This window comes from Pseudomonas arsenicoxydans, assembly GCF_900103875.1.
Classification (GTDB): domain Bacteria; phylum Pseudomonadota; class Gammaproteobacteria; order Pseudomonadales; family Pseudomonadaceae; genus Aquipseudomonas; species Aquipseudomonas arsenicoxydans.
The window spans coordinates 6,441,164-6,458,485 of record NZ_LT629705.1; the positions used below are offsets into that span (position 1 = coordinate 6,441,164).

At 59.5% G+C, this 17,322-nt stretch carries 14 protein-coding genes; 9 read left to right on the top strand and 5 right to left on the bottom strand.

Annotation, left to right across the window (positions count from 1 at the left end):
* Positions 1-195 precede the first annotated feature (195 nt).
* From BLQ41_RS30115 to BLQ41_RS30130, 4 genes are all read left to right on the top strand, one after another.
* Positions 196-1,761, top strand: a complete 1,566-nt coding sequence (locus tag BLQ41_RS30115) for an MBOAT family O-acyltransferase (protein ID WP_090188182.1) — start codon at positions 196-198, stop codon at positions 1,759-1,761.
* Between the two features lie 11 nt (positions 1,762-1,772).
* The gene (locus BLQ41_RS30120; protein ID WP_090188185.1) at positions 1,773-2,948 is read left to right on the top strand and encodes an alginate O-acetyltransferase; all 1,176 of its coding nucleotides are present in this window, start codon (positions 1,773-1,775) and stop codon (positions 2,946-2,948) included.
* Positions 2,949-2,963: 15 nt separating this feature from the next.
* On the top strand, positions 2,964-3,620 hold the full coding sequence (locus tag BLQ41_RS30125; protein ID WP_090188188.1) for an alginate O-acetyltransferase AlgF: 657 nt from the start codon (positions 2,964-2,966) through the stop codon (positions 3,618-3,620).
* A 125-nt stretch (positions 3,621-3,745) separates the two neighbouring features.
* Entirely contained in the window at positions 3,746-5,197 is a 1,452-nt protein-coding gene (locus BLQ41_RS30130) for a mannose-1-phosphate guanylyltransferase/mannose-6-phosphate isomerase (RefSeq protein WP_090188192.1), read from the top strand.
* A 77-nt stretch (positions 5,198-5,274) separates the two neighbouring features.
* Here the strand turns inward: BLQ41_RS30130 and BLQ41_RS30135 are convergent, their stop codons facing one another.
* Entirely contained in the window at positions 5,275-7,998 is a 2,724-nt protein-coding gene (locus tag BLQ41_RS30135) for an RHS repeat domain-containing protein (RefSeq protein WP_090188195.1), read from the bottom strand.
* Between the two features lie 169 nt (positions 7,999-8,167).
* On the opposite strand from BLQ41_RS30135, the gene BLQ41_RS30140 reads away from it, so the two are divergent.
* The 3 genes from BLQ41_RS30140 to BLQ41_RS30150 all read left to right on the top strand — a co-directional run bounded on the left by BLQ41_RS30140 (position 8,168) and on the right by BLQ41_RS30150 (position 10,005).
* On the top strand, positions 8,168-8,632 hold the full coding sequence (locus tag BLQ41_RS30140) for a multidrug transporter (protein ID WP_090188198.1): 465 nt from the start codon (positions 8,168-8,170) through the stop codon (positions 8,630-8,632).
* Between the two features lie 34 nt (positions 8,633-8,666).
* Complete coding sequence (locus BLQ41_RS30145) at positions 8,667-9,491, top strand: SDR family oxidoreductase (protein ID WP_090188201.1); 825 nt, start codon at positions 8,667-8,669, stop codon at positions 9,489-9,491.
* A 115-nt stretch (positions 9,492-9,606) separates the two neighbouring features.
* Entirely contained in the window at positions 9,607-10,005 is a 399-nt protein-coding gene (locus BLQ41_RS30150; protein ID WP_090188204.1) for a DUF4440 domain-containing protein, read from the top strand.
* Between the two features lie 126 nt (positions 10,006-10,131).
* Here BLQ41_RS30150 and BLQ41_RS30155 read toward each other — a convergent pair whose 3' ends face one another.
* The 4 genes from BLQ41_RS30155 to BLQ41_RS30170 form a co-directional block, all read right to left on the bottom strand.
* Complete coding sequence (locus tag BLQ41_RS30155) at positions 10,132-10,980, bottom strand: efflux RND transporter periplasmic adaptor subunit (RefSeq protein ID WP_090188206.1); 849 nt, start codon at positions 10,978-10,980, stop codon at positions 10,132-10,134.
* A 25-nt stretch (positions 10,981-11,005) separates the two neighbouring features.
* The gene (locus BLQ41_RS30160) at positions 11,006-11,206 is read right to left on the bottom strand and encodes a DUF1656 domain-containing protein (protein ID WP_008153498.1); all 201 of its coding nucleotides are present in this window, start codon (positions 11,204-11,206) and stop codon (positions 11,006-11,008) included.
* The gene (locus tag BLQ41_RS30165; protein ID WP_090188209.1) at positions 11,196-13,400 is read right to left on the bottom strand and encodes an FUSC family protein; all 2,205 of its coding nucleotides are present in this window, start codon (positions 13,398-13,400) and stop codon (positions 11,196-11,198) included. Before BLQ41_RS30165 ends, BLQ41_RS30160 begins: the two co-directional genes overlap by 11 nt.
* Before the next feature lie 139 nt (positions 13,401-13,539).
* Positions 13,540-15,039, bottom strand: a complete 1,500-nt coding sequence (locus BLQ41_RS30170) for an efflux transporter outer membrane subunit (protein ID WP_090188211.1) — start codon at positions 15,037-15,039, stop codon at positions 13,540-13,542.
* 282 nt (positions 15,040-15,321) lie between these two features.
* Here BLQ41_RS30170 and BLQ41_RS30175 point away from each other — a divergent pair, with 282 nt between their 5' ends.
* Together BLQ41_RS30175 and BLQ41_RS30180 are read left to right on the top strand one after the other, a co-directional pair.
* Positions 15,322-16,290 carry a LysR family transcriptional regulator gene (locus BLQ41_RS30175; protein WP_090188214.1) on the top strand — a complete coding sequence of 323 codons (969 nt, stop codon included), beginning with the start codon at positions 15,322-15,324 and terminating at the stop codon, positions 16,288-16,290.
* A gap of 324 nt (positions 16,291-16,614) precedes the next feature.
* A complete protein-coding gene (locus tag BLQ41_RS30180) occupies positions 16,615-16,992 on the top strand; it encodes a DUF6124 family protein (RefSeq protein ID WP_090188217.1) in 378 nt (125 codons plus the stop codon).
* Positions 16,993-17,322 lie beyond the last annotated feature (330 nt).

Genomic DNA, 17,322 nt, shown 5'->3' on the forward strand with positions numbered 1-17,322 from the left:
GTGGGAGTGGGCTTGCCCGCGATGGCGGTCTGACATTCAACATTGATGTCGACTGACCCACCGCTATCGCGGGCAAGCCCGCTCCCACAGGTTCAGCGTCAAGTTTGAGTTTTGTGTGTTACGCCCTCCGGATTTCGGTGGGGGGTTTGGGGGGGCTGCGGCCCTTGACTGTTGGTTAAACACGGAGAGATCGGGATGGTATTTTCATCCAACGTATTCCTGTTTTTGTTCTTGCCGATCTTTCTCGGCTTGTACTATCTGAGCGGAATACGCTATCGCAACCTGCTGCTGCTGATCGCCAGCTATGTGTTCTATGCCTGGTGGCGCGTGGACTTCCTTGCGCTGTTCGCCGCCGTCACGCTGTGGAACTACTGGATCGGCCTCAAAGTCGGTGCCGCGGGCGTTCGGACCAAACCGGCCCAACGCTGGCTGCTGCTCGGCGTGGCAGTCGACTTGTGCATCCTGGGCTACTTCAAGTACGCCAACTTCGGCGTCGACAGCATCAACGCGATGATGACTTCGGTCGGTCTGTCGCCGTTCATCCTGACCCATGTGCTGTTGCCGATCGGGATCTCGTTCTACATCTTCGAGTCCATCAGCTACATCATCGACGTTTACCGTGGCGACACCCCGGCCACTCGCAACCTGATCGACTTTGCCGCTTTCGTGGCGATCTTCCCGCACCTGATCGCCGGCCCGGTCCTGCGTTTCCGCGACCTCGCCGACCAGTTCAACAACCGCACCCACACCCTCGACAAGTTCTCCGAGGGCTGCACGCGGTTCATGCAGGGTTTCATCAAGAAGGTCTTCATCGCCGACACCCTCGCGGTGGTGGCTGACCATTGCTTCGCCTTGCAACACCCGACCACGGGCGATGCCTGGCTCGGCGCGCTGGCCTACACCGCGCAGCTGTATTTCGACTTCTCCGGTTACAGCGACATGGCCATCGGCCTGGGCTTGATGATGGGTTTCCGCTTCATGGAAAACTTCAAGCAGCCGTACATCAGCCAGTCGATTACCGAGTTCTGGCGTCGCTGGCACATCAGCCTGTCCACCTGGTTGCGTGACTACCTGTACATCACGCTGGGCGGCAATCGCAAAGGCACGCTGATGACCTATCGCAACCTGTTCCTGACCATGCTTCTCGGTGGTCTGTGGCACGGCGCGAACATCACCTACATCGTCTGGGGTGCGTGGCACGGCATGTGGCTGGCGATCGAGAAGGCCCTGGGCCTGAACACTTCGCCGCGCAGCATCAACCCCATCCGCTGGGCACTGACGTTCCTGCTCGTGGTAATGGGCTGGGTGATCTTCCGCTCGGAAAACCTGCACGTTGCCGGTCGCATGTACGGCGCGATGTTCAGCTTCGGCGAATGGTCGCTGTCGGAACTCAACCAGGCCAGCCTCACCGGTCTGCAAGTCGCAACCCTGGTGGTGGCGTACGTGACCCTGGCGTTCTTCGGCATCCGTGATTTCTACACCAATCGGCCGCCTGAGAAGACCAAGCCTGTTGTGAACGTCGAGGCCGACGGCCCGGCCACCGCGACACCTGGAATGATCAAAGCGGCACCGGGCGAGAACCCGGCGAGCATCCACGAGCCTGGCTACACCGTCGGTGTTGAAGCGACTGTGCAACCGGCCTACTGGACCGCGGACTGGTCACGCTACGTGATGCGCACGCTGGTACTGGTGCTGTTCATCGCTTCGATTTTCAAACTCTCGGCGCAAAGCTTCTCGCCGTTCCTTTACTTCCAGTTCTGAGGGATCTGACCATGACCCGCTCATTACGCATCCTCTACATCGCCCTGTTCCTGTTGACATTGCTGGTGCTGGGCGTGTGGTCCACGCGCAGTTTCTTCGGCTTCAATACTTCCGCCGAAACCACTGTGCTCAACGGTCGCTGGACCAAAGCCGTCGAGACTCACTACGACGCCGAGTTCCCGATCAAGCGTCTTGGCACCAACCTCTGGGCCGCACTGGATTTCAAACTGTTCAACGAAGGTCGTCCGGGCGTTGTGCTCGGTCGCGATCAGTGGTTGTACAGCGATGAAGAATTCAACCCGATCGTCAACGAAGAGTTGAACCTGCAAGGCAACTACGCACTCGTAGAAGGCGTGCGCCAGGAACTGAAAGCCAAGGGCGTGAAACTGGTCATGGCGATTGTGCCGGCCAAGACTCGCCTGTACCCGGAACACCTGGGTGAAGTGAAGCCTTCGAGCATCCACGCCAACCTCTATGAAGACTTCCACGCTCGTGTGGCAGCCGACAAGATCCTCGCGCCCGACCTCTTTGGCCCGATGCTCAGAGCCAAGCTGGATGGTCAGCAAGTGTTCCTGCGCACCGACACCCACTGGACCCCGCAAGGCGCGCAAATCGCCGCCGAGACCCTGGCCAAAACGATTACCGAAAAAGCCCCGCTCAACGGCGAGCCGCAAAATTTCGTGACGACACCTGCGGAGAACGTGACGCATAAGGGCGACCTGCGCTTGTTCCTGCCACTGGATCCGTTGTTCGAAAACATGATGCCGGCGCAAGAACCGCTGCAAAAACGCAACACCGTTGCAGTTGATGCACAGCCTGCCGGCGACGATGCGCTGTTTGCCAACACCGACGTGCCGGTGGCCCTGATCGGCACCAGCTACAGCGCCAACCCTAACTGGAACTTCGTCGGTGCGCTGAAACAAGCGCTGCACAGCGACGTGGTCAATTACGCCGAAGACGGCCACGGCCCGATTCTGCCGATGCTCAGCTATCTGAAAAGCGACGCTTTCAAGAACAGCCCGCCTCAGGTGCTGATCTGGGAGTTTCCTGAACGTTATCTGCCTGTGAACAACGAAATCGGTGACGCCGACCCGCAGTGGGTCGCAGAGCTCAAAGAAGCTGGCGTTCGCCAACAAAACCTGGCTGCAAACACTAAATCCGAGACGCCCGACCGGGCGCAAAACTGAAAGAGAGGTACTACCATGACTTTCACTACTACTCCTCGCCGTCTCGCCAAGACTCTTGCTCTGGTTGCTGGCATGAGCGTGCTGTCCATGCAGGCTTTCGCCGGTGGCGACTCCGCACTCTACGGCCCGACCGCACCGAAAGGTTCGAGCTTCGTGCGTATCTACAACGCCGGTAACGCTGAAGTCAGCGCCACCGTCGGCACCACCAACCTGAGCGATGTCGCGCCGTTGTCCAGCAGCGACTTCAGCTTCATGCCGGGCGGCGACTACAGCGCCAAGGTCGGCAGCCAGACCCTGCCGGTGAAACTGGCCGGCGATCACTATTACACCCTGGTCAACAACGCCAGCGGCGCGCCACAACTGATCGAAGAACCGCAGTTCAAGAACAAGCAGAAATCCCTGGTTCGCGTGCAGAACCTGAGCGACAAGGCCCTGACCCTGAAAACTGCCGACGGCAAGACCGAAGTGGTTCCCTCCGTTGCAGCCAAGAGCCGTGGCGAGCGTGAAATCAACCCGGTGAAAGTCAGCCTGGCGCTGTATGACGGCGCGACCAAAGTCGGCGACGTGAAGCCGGTTGCCCTGGAACGCGGTGAAGCCGCCGTGCTGTACGTCACCGGCAGCGGCAGCAGCCTGTCGCCAGTCTGGGTAAAACGCCCGGTCTCGACGCGCTAAGCATTTTGCCCGACTGACACTGTTCCCTGCGGGAGAGAGGTGTCAGTCGGGACACGGAATAAGAACAAGAGTGAAACGACAGAACGCAGTAGCTCTGACCCATACGATTTTCAAGGAGTAACAACATGATTCCAGTGATCTTGTCAGGTGGTAGTGGCTCACGTCTTTGGCCGCTTTCCCGTAAACAGTTTCCTAAGCAATTCCTGGCCTTGACTGGCGAGCACACACTGTTCCAGCAAACCCTGGAACGCTTGGTGTTCGAAGGCATGGACACCCCGATCGTGGTCTGCAACAAGGACCACCGCTTCATCGTCAACGAGCAACTGACCAACCGCAAGCTGGAAACCCAGCGCATCCTGATGGAACCGTTTGGCCGCAACACCGCGCCGGCCGTGGCCCTGACCGCGATGATGCTGATCAATGAAGGCCGTGACGAGTTGATGCTGGTGCTGCCGGCCGACCACGTGCTGGAAGACCAGAAAGCCCTGCAACGCGCCCTGGCCCTGGCCACTGTCGCTGCCGAAAACGGCGAAATGGTGCTGTTCGGCGTACCGGCCACCAAACCGGAAACCGGTTACGGCTACATCAAGTCGACCAATGATTCGCTGCTGCCGGAAGGCGTCAGCCGTGTCTCGCATTTCGTCGAAAAACCAGACGTCAAACGCGCCACCGAATTCGTCCAGTCCGGCGGCTACTTCTGGAACAGCGGCATGTTCCTGTTCCGCGCCAGCCGCTTCCTGGAAGAACTGAAAAAGCACGATCCGGACATCTACGACACCTGCCTGCTGACCCTTGAGCGCAGCGAACAGGATGCCGACACCATCACCATCGACGAAGCCACCTTCGCCTGCTGCCCGGACAATTCCATCGACTACTCGGTGATGGAAAAAACCCAGCGCGCCTGCGTCGTGCCACTGACCGCCGGCTGGAGCGATGTCGGTTGCTGGGCGTCGCTGTGGGAAGTGAATGAAAAAGATGCCAACGGCAACGTGACCAAAGGCGACGTGGTCATCCAGGACAGCAAAAACTGCATGATCCACGGCAACGGCAAACTGGTGTCGGTGATCGGCCTGGAAAACATCGTCGTCGTCGAAACCAAGGACGCCATGATGATCGCCCACAAGGACTCGGTCCAAGGCGTGAAACAAATGGTCAACACCCTCAACGAGCAGGGCCGCAGCGAAACCCAGAACCACTGCGAAGTCTATCGTCCGTGGGGCTCCTACGATTCGGTCGACATGGGCGGCCGCTTCCAGGTCAAGCACATCTCGGTCAAACCGGGCGCGTGCCTGTCGCTGCAAATGCACCACCACCGCGCCGAACACTGGATCGTGGTCAGCGGCACCGCTGAAGTGACCTGCGACGAAAACGTGTTCCTGCTCTGCGAAAACCAGTCGACCTACATCCCGATCGCTTCGGTTCACCGTCTGCGCAACCCGGGCAAGATTCCACTCGAGATCATCGAAGTGCAATCGGGCAGCTATCTGGGTGAAGACGATATCGAGCGCTTTGAAGATATCTACGGTCGCTCGACCCCGGTCGAACGCGGCGTGTCGGTGAAAACCATCGCGCAGTGATTGATCGGTAACACAAGCAACCCCCGTCCGACCGACTGCGATCCCCATCCGTAGTCGGTTGGACTTTTTTTTATAAGTCAGACCTTCAGCGGTCTTTTGCCACTGTATTTCAGATCCCTCCACTTCAGCATTGAAGTGGGTCCCTGTGCTTTATTAAGCTCGACGGTTCCACCGCTTTTCGCAGCGGCGATGAAACGATGATGCCCATCCTGAAGGGTAATTATTTTTGCCTCACTGTTGATTGCAAAAACCGGGGATCCCAAGCCGATTTTAAGTGCTGCAGGATCTTTGGCTTTAATTGCAGAAATGGCTTTTTCACGCTCGACATCTGTCAATGAATTGAATTTTCCATACTCTTCAATACCTTCTTTATTGATCCAGTCTTGGCTAGGGACTATTTCGTGACCTTCAGGCCATTTGGGCACGTTCTTTCCTTCGACCAAATCAAATGGCCGGTGAAAAACCACGACCAATCGTGTCAGGTTCTTTTCTTCTCTGTTCCTCATAACCTTCACTTCTTTGAAACTCATGGAAACGTCACTTGTGGATAGTCCACTGCCACCCGGCATTACGTTTTCGCTGGTTTCCCGTGCATCTCTTTCCTGCGTATCGCCTGTTTCTCTCACCTGTTTGAGCGAACTTTTTGCAGCCACAGCGGGGAGGACAGGTTTATTAGCAGGAGACAAAACATTCCCTATCGGCTTTGCCGTAACGTTGCGACCATTATTTACGGGGGCAACGCTACTCCCTCCAAACAGGGCAGCCCTACTTCTTACCGAAACTCTACTTGCCTCTGTTTCATCATCGTTGGCATCTCCCTTGGCATACCCGTCAATATCCATGAAAGTAACCGGGCTGTTTGCAACCATTGCGTAATAGTTAAAACCATCCACACTGCCTGCCGGATCGGGACTGAGCCAACGCTGCAACCACGATATGAAGTACCTGAAACCGTAGTAATAGAGCCCCGTCGCATCGCGTTCCTTACCCGAATAGCGAATGGTTTTATAGTCGACGTCCGAACCGGTAAACCATGCAGTTTCGCCGAAGGGATAGAAGACTTCCTGGCTGATGATGTGTGCATCGTCGGCCAGTTCCATGGTGCAGGACTTCAGGTGATCGACCAGGCTGTACCGGTATTGATCGTTGACCCCGGACGGTGGGTCGCTTTCCCAGTGCAACACCCGAACCGTATTGAGTCCGGCCTGCGCGGTGATGACGTGCAGCACTTCTCCAGTGCCACTGTCAGTGCGCAGTTCCAGCCCTGGCAGGTAACGCACTTCGGCTTTCACGGTTCGGGCATTGGTCTGCAATGAACGAATCTTGCGCACCCGCTGACCAGTGCCATCATAAAAATAACATTCGCTGTCATTGCGTGAGGCGCGTTCCACCGGGCTGACCGAGTGCAATTGATTGCGCAGGTCCCACGTCAAAAACCGCCCCTGATCCAGCTCCAGTAAATTACCCCGGGCATCGAATGCCGCCGCGATGTCGTCCTCGGACGGCCGCACGCCGTTGCGCCAGGGAAGACAGCGATTGCTGTGCCGGGCAGCTTCTAGCTGACGCCCCGGGCTTTGTGCGCCGACGTGTGTCAGCTTCAGCAAGTTGTCGCCCTTGTCATAGCAGTAGGTCTGGCGGTAGTTACTGAGCGCCGCTGGATCGTTGCGCCCCACCGACGCCGGCCCTTGGTTGGGAGCACCCGCCTCCCAGCCAATCGATTCGATCAATCGGCCAAGGCTGTCGTAGATAAAACGACTGACAGCCTCAATACGCTGGTTGTTGAAAAACCGCACTGCCAGCGCCTTGTCTTCGATACTCAGAACATTGCCCATGCGGTCATAGGCGTAGACCAGATGTTGCAGCACGTTGGTGTGTTCGCCGTGCGTGCACCGCTCCATCAGGCGACCGTCTTCAGGACCATATTTTAGGGCGGTGCTTATGTTTTTACCCGACACCTCGTGAGTGATCTTCCCCTGGGCGTTGTACTCGATGTCGCGGACGAGCGTTTGCCACGTGAGCTTGCCGGCCAGTTTGAGTTCGCTCTGGCGCAACCGACCATCAACGGTGAAGTCAAACCTCTGGGTGTTCTGCCGGGCATCGACCATTTCCAGCACGTTACCCTGCTGGCTGTAGCGCCACGTCGAAATCGCGCCCTCACCCGGCTCCACCAATGCCTCACGCTCGACAATCGGCTCGGGCCAATCAGGTGCAACGGCCTCCAACGTGAAGTGTTGAACCTGCCTTGTGCACGGGCCAGTGATCGCGAACGACTCAAACAGCGAGGTCCCGCCCGGGCCATCCTGGCGAATCAATTGCCCGCATTGGTTACGATCCTGGGCGCTCGGTTCGGCACGACCATATTCCATGCGTTCAGCACAACGTCGAGGTTCGGTGGCCAGGTGTTCGAACACCGCCAAGGGCCGAAGCAAGTCGTCGTATTCAACCTCGCGTCGTATCCCGCGACTGTCCCAGCTGAACAGCACCTGATCGGCCAGGCCAAACAGACTGACTGTCGAGCCGGCATCGACACTGTTCGTGCAAACGGGATGGCCGAGCAGCGAATGCAGTGTCGTGAGATTGGCGGGAACCGCGGGGTCGTCCTTGTGTAACTCCCACAGCCGAGGGTCCCACTGCTTTATCGGGAAACCCGCGGCATCGTAGAGCGTGCGATTGAATCGCGCCTGAGCGGAGATGTTTTCAACCTCACGCCAATAATCAACCGAACAGACGGGCAATCCTCGCGGATCAATGACAGACACTTTGGGTGTGTTGTAGTGCATTCCCATCGTCGAGGCCGGCATGCCCTGGATGTCCTTTTTTTGCCAATGGCCATCTAATCGTCGCGGAGATGGCGTGGCTACTGTCAGAAATTACAGTAGCGACCAGCGGTAGATGCCCCTTGAACCGCGAATGTCCATTCCCGCGGCCCTTCGGTAGGATGGTGGTCATGAGTTCAAGGAGCGTTAAAACATGTTCATCGGCGTCTTGCTGGTCATTACCTGGCTGATCCTGTTGCTGCGCTATCCGGCCAAAGCGTTGCCGGTCTCTGTGGCGGCCGCCATCGGGCTGGGCCTGGTGGCCACGTGGGTGATCTGGATGGACAACCGCGAGGTCAAGCAACTGGCGCCTCTTGAACTGCGCATTACCTACGCCCCCGAGCAATGCCCGGCCGACCGCCCCTTGCAACTGAAAATGAACAACGGCAACGACGTGCCGCTCACCGAGCTTCGCTGGCGCATCGCCGCTTATGCCCCGGGCGATACGGTCAACCTGGCCGACAATCAATACGCCGCCCCACGCTATCGCGGCCCCGGCGAACTGCAGGCTGGCGCCAATTGGGAAGACTGTCTGCCATTGCCGCCGCTACGCCCCGGTTATCGCCCGCAAACCCTGGAGTTTCGCGCCGAACATTTGCAAGGTAGTTTCTCAGACTAATCTTCCCTTTTTTCTATTGCACAAGGACCGCGCCATGCCTGTTGCGTTGATTACCGGTTGTTCCAGCGGCATTGGCCGCGCCCTGGCCGATGTGTTCAAAAGTGCCGGATACGAAGTCTGGGCCAGTGCGCGCAAGGCTGATGACGTCGCGGCGCTGGCCGCTGCCGGTTTCACAGCCGTGCAACTGGACGTCAACGACGCCGCTGCGCTTGAACAGCTGAGCGAGCAGATCAATCAACAACGTGGCGGCCTTGACGTGCTGATCAACAACGCCGGTTACGGCGCCATGGGTCCCTTGCTCGACGGCGGTGTACCGGCGATGCAGCGGCAGTTTGAAACCAACGTCTTTGCCATTGTCGGCGTGACCCGGGCGATGTTCCCGGTGCTGCGCCGCGCCAAAGGCCTGGTGGTAAACATCGGGAGTGTTTCCGGGGTGTTGGTCACCCCGTTCGCCGGCGCGTATTGCGCCTCTAAAGCAGCGGTGCATGCATTGAGCGATGCGTTGCGCATGGAACTGGCGCCGTTCGGGGTTCGCGTGATGGAGGTCCAGCCGGGCGCCATCGAATCCAGTTTCGCCAAGAATGCCGGCCATGAAGCTGAACAATTGATCACCGAACAATCACCGTGGTTTCCACTGCGTGAAGGCATTCGCGCACGCGCCAAGGCCTCTCAGGACAAACCGACGCCGGCCAGGGAATTTGCCGAAGGCTTACTCAAGGCCGTGCAACACAGCAACCCGCCGCGCCTGATTCGCCTGGGCAATGGCAGCCGGGCCTTGCCGCTGTTGGCCGGGTTGTTGCCCAAAGGGTTGCTGGAGGCGGGATTGATGAAGCGGTTTGGGTTGAAGGGGCAACTTTAAACCGAGTCGACGCCATCGCGAGCAGGCTCGCTCCCACAGGTTTCGCGGCGCTCTCTGTAGGAGGGCTTGCCCGCGAAGACGTCAAACCAGACGCAGCAAAATTTCTGGAAAAAACATGACCGACTACAGCGAATATTTTGACGAAGTCATCCAGGCCCACATAGCTATCGAAAAATGGTTGGCCCTGGAACTGGACGAGTCTGTGCTTGAACAACTGCTGACGCGTTTTTCGCCGCAATTTTCCATGATCTCACCGTTGGGCCGGGTGCTGGATTTCGAGGCGTTGAGCGAGTTGTTCATGCTGGCGGGCGGCAGGAAACTCGGGTTCAGGATTGAGCTCAGCGAGCTGCGCGGCATTGCGCTCTACGACAGTGGCGCGGTGGTGAGTTATCGCGAGCAGCAGACCGATGCAACCGGCCTGCATTCTGATCGACGCTCGACGGTGGTGTTCGAGAAGCAGGTCGACGGCAAAGTGCTTTGGCGGCATTTGCATGAGACGTTTTGCAAAGGGTAAGACCGCGTCGCGCCGATCGCGAGCAGGCTCGCTCCCACATTGATCGAGCCCGCCGCAGATTCTGCAAACACCACAAAAGCCTGTGGGAGCGAGCCTGCTCGCGATTGCGGCGACTCGGCCCAACGTCTAGTTAACCACCACCGTGCACGTGATCCCCGCCGCCAACAGCACCCCTTCCGGTACTTCATCAATGTGAATCCGCACCGGTACTCGCTGCGCCAGGCGCACCCAGTTGAACGTCGGGTTCACGTCGGCAATCAGCTCGCGACTTTCCGGGTTATCGCGGTCATAGATACCGCGTGAAATGCTCTCCACATGCCCCTTCAACACTTCGCCGCTCATCAACTGCATATCGGCCTTGTCGCCCACCCGCACATGCGGCAGTTTGGTTTCTTCGAAGAAGCCATACACCCAGAACGAGTTCATATCGACCACGGCCATTTTCGCTTCGCCGATGCGCGCGTAGTCGCCGCGATGCACGTTCAGGTTGGTGACGTAACCGTCCACCGCCGCGCGGACTTCGGTGCGTTTGAGGTTCAGTTCGGCCGCTTCAAGTTGTGCCTGCGCGTGCTGATAATCGGCCAGCGCCGAGTCGGCGATGTTACTGGCGTCGTCGCGGTTTTCCTTGGAGATCACCAAGGCGTCCATGTCGGCGCGGCGATGGGCGTTGACTTTGCGCATCTCCCACGTCGACTTGCGTGAAGCCACCAGCGCCTGCGCTTGTTTGACCGCGATGCGGTAATGCTCGGGGTCGATCTGCATCAGCAAATCGCCCTTCTTCACCTGTTGGTTGTCGCGCACCGGAACGTCCACCACTTCACCGGTGACGTCGGCGGCGACGTTGATGATGTCGGCGCGCACCCGACCGTCGCGGGTCCACGGCGTGTTCATGTAATGCACCCACAGGGTCCGGCCGATCCATAGCGCGAGGGCCAGTACCAGCAGGGTGGCGAGCAGGCTGAAAAGCTTTTTCATCAGGGCCTTCTTCAGTGATAAAAAGTCAGTGATAGACAGTCAACGCCAGGGCGCCGAACAGACAGGTAAACAGACTCAGGCGCAACAGTGCCGGGTGCCAGAAGAAGCGGTACAGGTCGAACCCCGACAGGAACCGGTCCAGCGCCCAGGCCAGCGCCGCGGCGATGAAAAACATCAGCGTCATGGTCGGCATGTACACGCCGTGGAAGGCGATTTCACGAGGCATGTTCAAGTCCTTGGGGCTTGGCGGTGGCGCTGGCCTTCAGGTAGCCGGCGAGCGGTGATTGCGGGTCGAGCAGCGAGGTGCGGATGAAGTGCAGGTAGCTCTTCACCCGACGCAAGGCCGAGGTGTCGAAGTGCGGGGCGAACGGCTCGTCGGTGGCTTGCACGCGGCTGATCGCATGGTCGACCGCGATCAATCCGCGCTCCAGATTGCTCTGGCTCGGCTGCAGGAACAGCCGCACCAGCGAGCGCCCCATCACGCGGATCGACTGGCGCCACGGCTGGGATTCGGCATAGGCCGGATGCACCGGCAGGATCGCTTGCTCCTTGCGCAACTCGATGATCGCGTGACCGACTTCCAGCACCACGAACATCCAGCGCAGCAGGTTTCGCTGCACCTGCGGCTGTCCCGCCGCGAGACCGTAGGCCTGGTGCAACAAGTCCCGCGTACTGCTCTCAAAACCCGACGCCAAACCCTTGAGTTTGCCGCTGATGGCGTACACCACTTGCCCGCGCAGGTCCTGCTCCAGTCGCCGCCACAACCAGCGGCTGTTCGGCGGGAGGATGATCGCCCCGGCCGCCGCGCACACCAGCATGCCCATCACCATGGCGATGTAGTCGTTGATGAACGCGTAAGGGTTGTAGACCGTGAGATTGTCCGGCACCGAACCGGTGCTGAAGAAGATCAGCAAACCGAGGCCGACACCGACGTATTGCGGCCGTGAAGTGAGGAACGACCCGAGCACGATCACTGGCGCGAGCATCACGCACAGCAGTGGGAAACCATCGATCAACGGGAAGATGAAAAACATCTCGAAGAAGCCGATCAGCGCCCCGAGAAACGTCCCGCATGCCATTTGAAACGCCATGCGCTTGGGGTTCGGCGTTGCCGCTGAAAGGCCCACGGTGGCTGCGGCGATCAGGGTCATGGTCGCCCCGCTCGGCCACGCCGTCGCCACCCAATAGCTGCCCAGCACCACCAGAATGAACGTCGCCCGAATGCCCGACGCGGCCGAGGCCATCCAGTTGGTTTGCGGGGTGAACGGCTCGTCCCATTGCTCACGCGCATGGCTGTGATCGGCCAGCGAAGCGTGGGTCTGTGCATAACTGTGCAACTCATCGACGAAGCGATAGAGCAACTCGTACGCGGTGTGGAAATCGAGCTGCTCGGCGTCGCTTGGCTCGCTCTCCTGAAACGTCGCCCGCAGGCGGCGGACCCGGGCCGGCAGGTTTTCCTTATAGCTCGCCAAGGCGTTCGTCAGGCGTGCGGCGTCGGGGCTGGTCAAGGCGCGACCGCTGAAGCCGTCGAGTAACTCGGCGAGGTCCTGCAGCCCCGGCTTGATCGCCGCGACCACATGATCGGCGCCACTTCCACGCAAGCGCTCGAGCAATTGATGCAAGGCGTTGAACCGCGTGGTGATGCCCATGAATTCGCTGTTCAAGCGACTGAGCCGGCCATTGCGCCGACGCATGTGCGGGTCTTCGAATACGGTGACGCTGCGCAGTCCTTCGAGCCCGACGGCCTCGGCGATAAAGCGTACGTTGCTCGCTTCAAAAGCCTCCGGTTTACTGCGACCGCGCAAGCCATCGGTGACGAACAAGGCGAACACGCCGAAGCGTTGATACAACGCGTTGCGCATCGCCGCGCTGGCGGTTTGCGGCAGGATCGCGGCGCTGACAACCGTGGCGCAGAGAATCCCCAGAGAGATTTCCAGCACCCGCCAGACCGCCGCCATGAACGCGCCATCCGGGTGCGCCAGCGCCGGCAGACCGACCATCGCGGCGGTGTACCCGGCCAGCACAAAACCATAGGCGCGAAAGTTGCGATAGCGCGCGGCGCCGGCCGTGCAGATGCCGACCCAGATCGCCAGCGAACCGAGGAACAGCTCAGTGTTCTGCGCAAACAGGGCAATCAGCGCGACCATCACCGCCGACCCGGTCAGGGTGCCGAGGAAACGATAGAAACTCTTGGCGAACACCTGGCCGCTTTGCGGCTGCATGACGATGAACACGGTGATCATCGCCGTGCGCGGCTGCGGCAATTCCAGGCGCATGGCCAGCCACAGCGTCAGGAACGCGGCGAACAACACCTTGAAAATGTACACCCAGGTCACGCCGTCGCTGCGTGCCCAGTCGAACAAACCCCGGCGCCATTCAAGGGAGTACAGCCAGCGCAAAGGTGCGGGCAAGGGGGTCATGAAATCCTGCTCATTGATATTCGGTTACAACCTAGATCCTGTAGGAGCGGGCTTGCCCGCGATAGCGTCAGCACATCCACCATTGACGGCGTCTGACACACCGCCATCGCGGGCAAGCCCGCTCCCACAGGTTTTGTGTTCACTTGAGAAGCATCGGGGTTTTGGGAGCAACGGTCTGGCTGTCCTTGGGCACATCGTCGCCCGCACCCAGTCCACCGCCGAGCGCCGTCACCAGTTCGGCATGGGCGCTCAACCGAGCGGCCTGCACCTGCTGCTGGACTTGCTGCTGCTTGAACAACAAGGTCTGAGCGTTGAGCACGTTGAGGTAATCAGTGAGCCCGCGTTGATAGGCGATCATCGCGATGTCGTAGGTCTTCTGCGCCATCGCCACCGACTCGGCGGCGAAGGCTTGCTGCTTGTCCATGGATTCGCGACGGATCAACTGGTCCGAGATGTTTTTCAGCGCATTGACCAGGGTCTGGTTGTACTTGGCGACAGCGATATCAAACCCGGCCGAGGCTTCACCCAGTTCCGAACGCAAACGGCCGCCATCAAAAATCGGCAACGAGATCGCTGGGCCGACGCTGTAGCTGAGTTTCTTGCCGGTCAAAAACTCCAGCGCCCCGCCGCCGGTGGCCATGTAGCCAAGGCTGCCGACCAGATCGACGTTGGGATAAAAACCGGCATGAGCGACGTCAATCCCACGAGCCTGAGCCGCCACTTGCCAGCGACTGGCGACCACATCCGGACGTTGACCGAGCAATTGCGCGGGCAACGACGACGGCAGTTTCAGCGGCGCGGCCAACGACAACGTCGGGCGTTGCAACTGCGCGCCCTCCCCCGGCCCCTTGCCCGCCAACGCGGCGAGTTGATTGCGGCTCAGGGCGATTTCTTCGTCCAGGGCGTCAATCTGACGGTGGGTTTCTGGCAGTGGCGCCTGCGCCTTACTGACCTCGAAATGGGTGCCGATGCCACCATTCAGGCGTTTCTGTGCCAGGTCGAGGATTTGCTCTTGCTGCTTCAGGGTGGCCTCGACGATGTCCCGTTGTGCGTAATGCAACGAGAGTTCGATGTAGGAGCGCACGATGTTGTTCTGCAATTCGAGCTGGGCCAGGCGCGCTTCGGCGGCGCTCATGTGCGCCATGTCCACAGCGCGCTCGGTGGTGTTGCTTTCGCGACCCCAGAGGTCAAGGACATAGCTGAAGCCCAGCGCGGCGTTGTTGTCCCAGGTCGTGGTGTTGGCCAACTCGCCCGGCCCGTAGAACTGATCGGTGGGCCAGTGGTGGCGCTTGAGAGTCGACTCGCCATTGATCTGCAATGATTCAGCAGACTCGGCGACACCCGCCATGGCCTTGGCCTGACGCACACGAGCGGCGGCCATGGCCATGCTCGGGCTGCCTTGCACGGCGAGGTCGATCCAGTGGTTGAGTTGCGAGTCGCCATAGGCCTGCCACCATCGGGCGGTGGGCCAGTGAGCGTCCTGCGCGGCGCTCTGGATAGCTTCGTCGGTGGCCAGTGAATTGGCCTCCAGTGCCTTGCCCTGCGGGGCAATACCTCCGGTTCCGATGCAGCCGCTGATGGTCAGGGTTAAAGCCAGAACACTGAGCGTCTGAAGCGCTCTGCTGATGCGACGCGGCACTGCTGAAAATTCCTGAGGTGAGATTTGATCCCCTGTAGGAGCTGTCGAGTGAAACGAGGCTGCGATCCTTTGATCCTGTCTTTAAAAACAACGTCAAAAGATCGCAGCCTCGTTTCACTCGACAGCTCCTACAGAGGTTGCGCAATTCTAGGGGTGGGCTTTGTTGGCGATAAGCTGGGAATCCTGTGAATCTTTGTTACCGTTAACGCGATAATCCGTTGGTCGGGGTCACCGCCCCCGTAACTTCGTGTCACAATTTGCCATCGCACCCGAGAGCACCCCATGGACACTTTGCAAAACATGCGCGCCTTCAGTTACGTGGCCGAGGCCGGCAGCTTCACTGCCGCGGCCGTGCAACTGGACACCACCACGGCCAACGTTTCGCGCGCGGTCTCCAATCTGGAAGCCCATCTGCAAACCCGCCTGCTCAACCGCACCACCCGCCGCATCGCCCTGACCGAGGCCGGCAAGCGCTACCTGTTGCGCTGCGAGCAGATCCTGGCCTACGTCGAAGAAGCCGAAGCCGAAGCCAGCGACGCCCACGCCCGCCCGGCCGGGCAGCTCAAAGTGCACACCATGACCGGCATCGGCCAGCACTTCGTGATCGACGCCATCGCCCGCTACCGCAAAACCCATCCCGACGTGACCTTCGACCTGACCATGGCCAACCGCGTGCCGGACCTGCTCGATGAAGGCTACGACGTGTCCATCGTGCTCGCCAGCGAACTGCCGGACTCGGGGTTCGTGTCCCAGCGCCTGGGCATCACCTACAGCATCGTCTGCGCCTCACCGGCGTACGTGAAAGCCAACGGCTGCGCGCAAAAGCCCAGCGATTTGCTCAATCACATGTGCCTGCGCCTGGTGAGCCCGGTGATCCCCCTGGAGAAATGGACCTTCGACGGACCTGAAGGCCAGGAGATGGTTACCATTAACAGCTCACCGTTCCTGGTGAACTCGGCCGACGCCATGAAAACGGCCATCACTAGCGGCATGGGAGTGGGCGTGTTGCCGGTGTATGCGGCGATTGAAGGCCTGCGCAACGGCACACTGGTGCGGGTAATGCCGAACTACCGCTCGCAGGAATTGAATCTGTACGCGATCTACCCATCGCGGCAGTACCTGGATGCGAAGATCAAAACCTGGGTCGAGTATCTGCGCGGTTCGTTGCCGGAAATCCTCGCGGCGCATCAAGCGGAACTGGCGGCGTATGAATTGAGTGGGACGTTGAGTGGGGCTCGGCTGGCGAACTGATCTCACGGTCCTACAGACGCGGTGAATTTGCGGGATGTTTCCGACGAACTCTGTCGGTTGTTGGGTCAGACGGGAAATGGGTAGGCTTTGTGGGTCGCTGGCTTTTCAGCGATCGGGTCTGGAAAACCCGAATAAGGATCACGGCACATGACATAATGCGGCGCTTTTTCAGCTCCGCAATTTGAGTTATGGCGGCTGTGCGTGGGAGACCTTCGGGTCTGCCGGGTTTGATCCTTTCTCGGTTTTTCCAGTCCGCGTACAGCTGCCACCTCTTCGTCTGGAAAACGAAAAGTGGCAGCTCCTCGACTCTAAGGATCTTTGCCAATGATTAAAGAAACTCCAAATCCCCCGGAAGCCGACGACGTTTCCCCCTACGAATCCGCCGACTCCAAAAAATTCAACGACGCCGCCGAACGCGCGCTGGATCACTACCTCAAACCCGCCGCCCTCAAATCACCTGCTAACCGCAAACCAAGCACCATGTTCCTGATTGCGCCGGATATCAAAGACGAAGACCTGCTGGCCCACACCTGCGAGTCGCTGGCCCAGGCCAGTGTCATGGCCAGTGACTTCGCCGGCTATCTGGAAGGCCCGCATCGGCACACGGCGATGGCGATTCAGCAGATAGTGATGCTGGCCGAACTGGCGGTGAACCGAATGCTCGATAACGTCGAACTGCCGAAACCCGCGCTAAACCGCTAATCCCTTGTGGGAGCATGCCTGCTCCGGGCGGCGTTCCGACGATGGCGGTCCGACATCCAGCATTGATGCTGACTGACACACCGCCATCGCTGGCAGGCCAGCTCCCACAGTAAATCGGGTGTACCGCCCGCCCCTCACCACTCAACAGGCCGAGCTGTAGCTCGCCTGCAGCTCTTGATCTTGATCCACCCGCCCCATCGGAACGCAGAGCGTCCCTGGCTGCATTCCCACGCGGAGCGTAGGGAACGATCAAGTGGCGGCAGGAAGAGATTGGTCGGCTGGCGGGCCGCCATCGCTGGCAAGCCAGCTCCCACAATAGATCGGCGTACA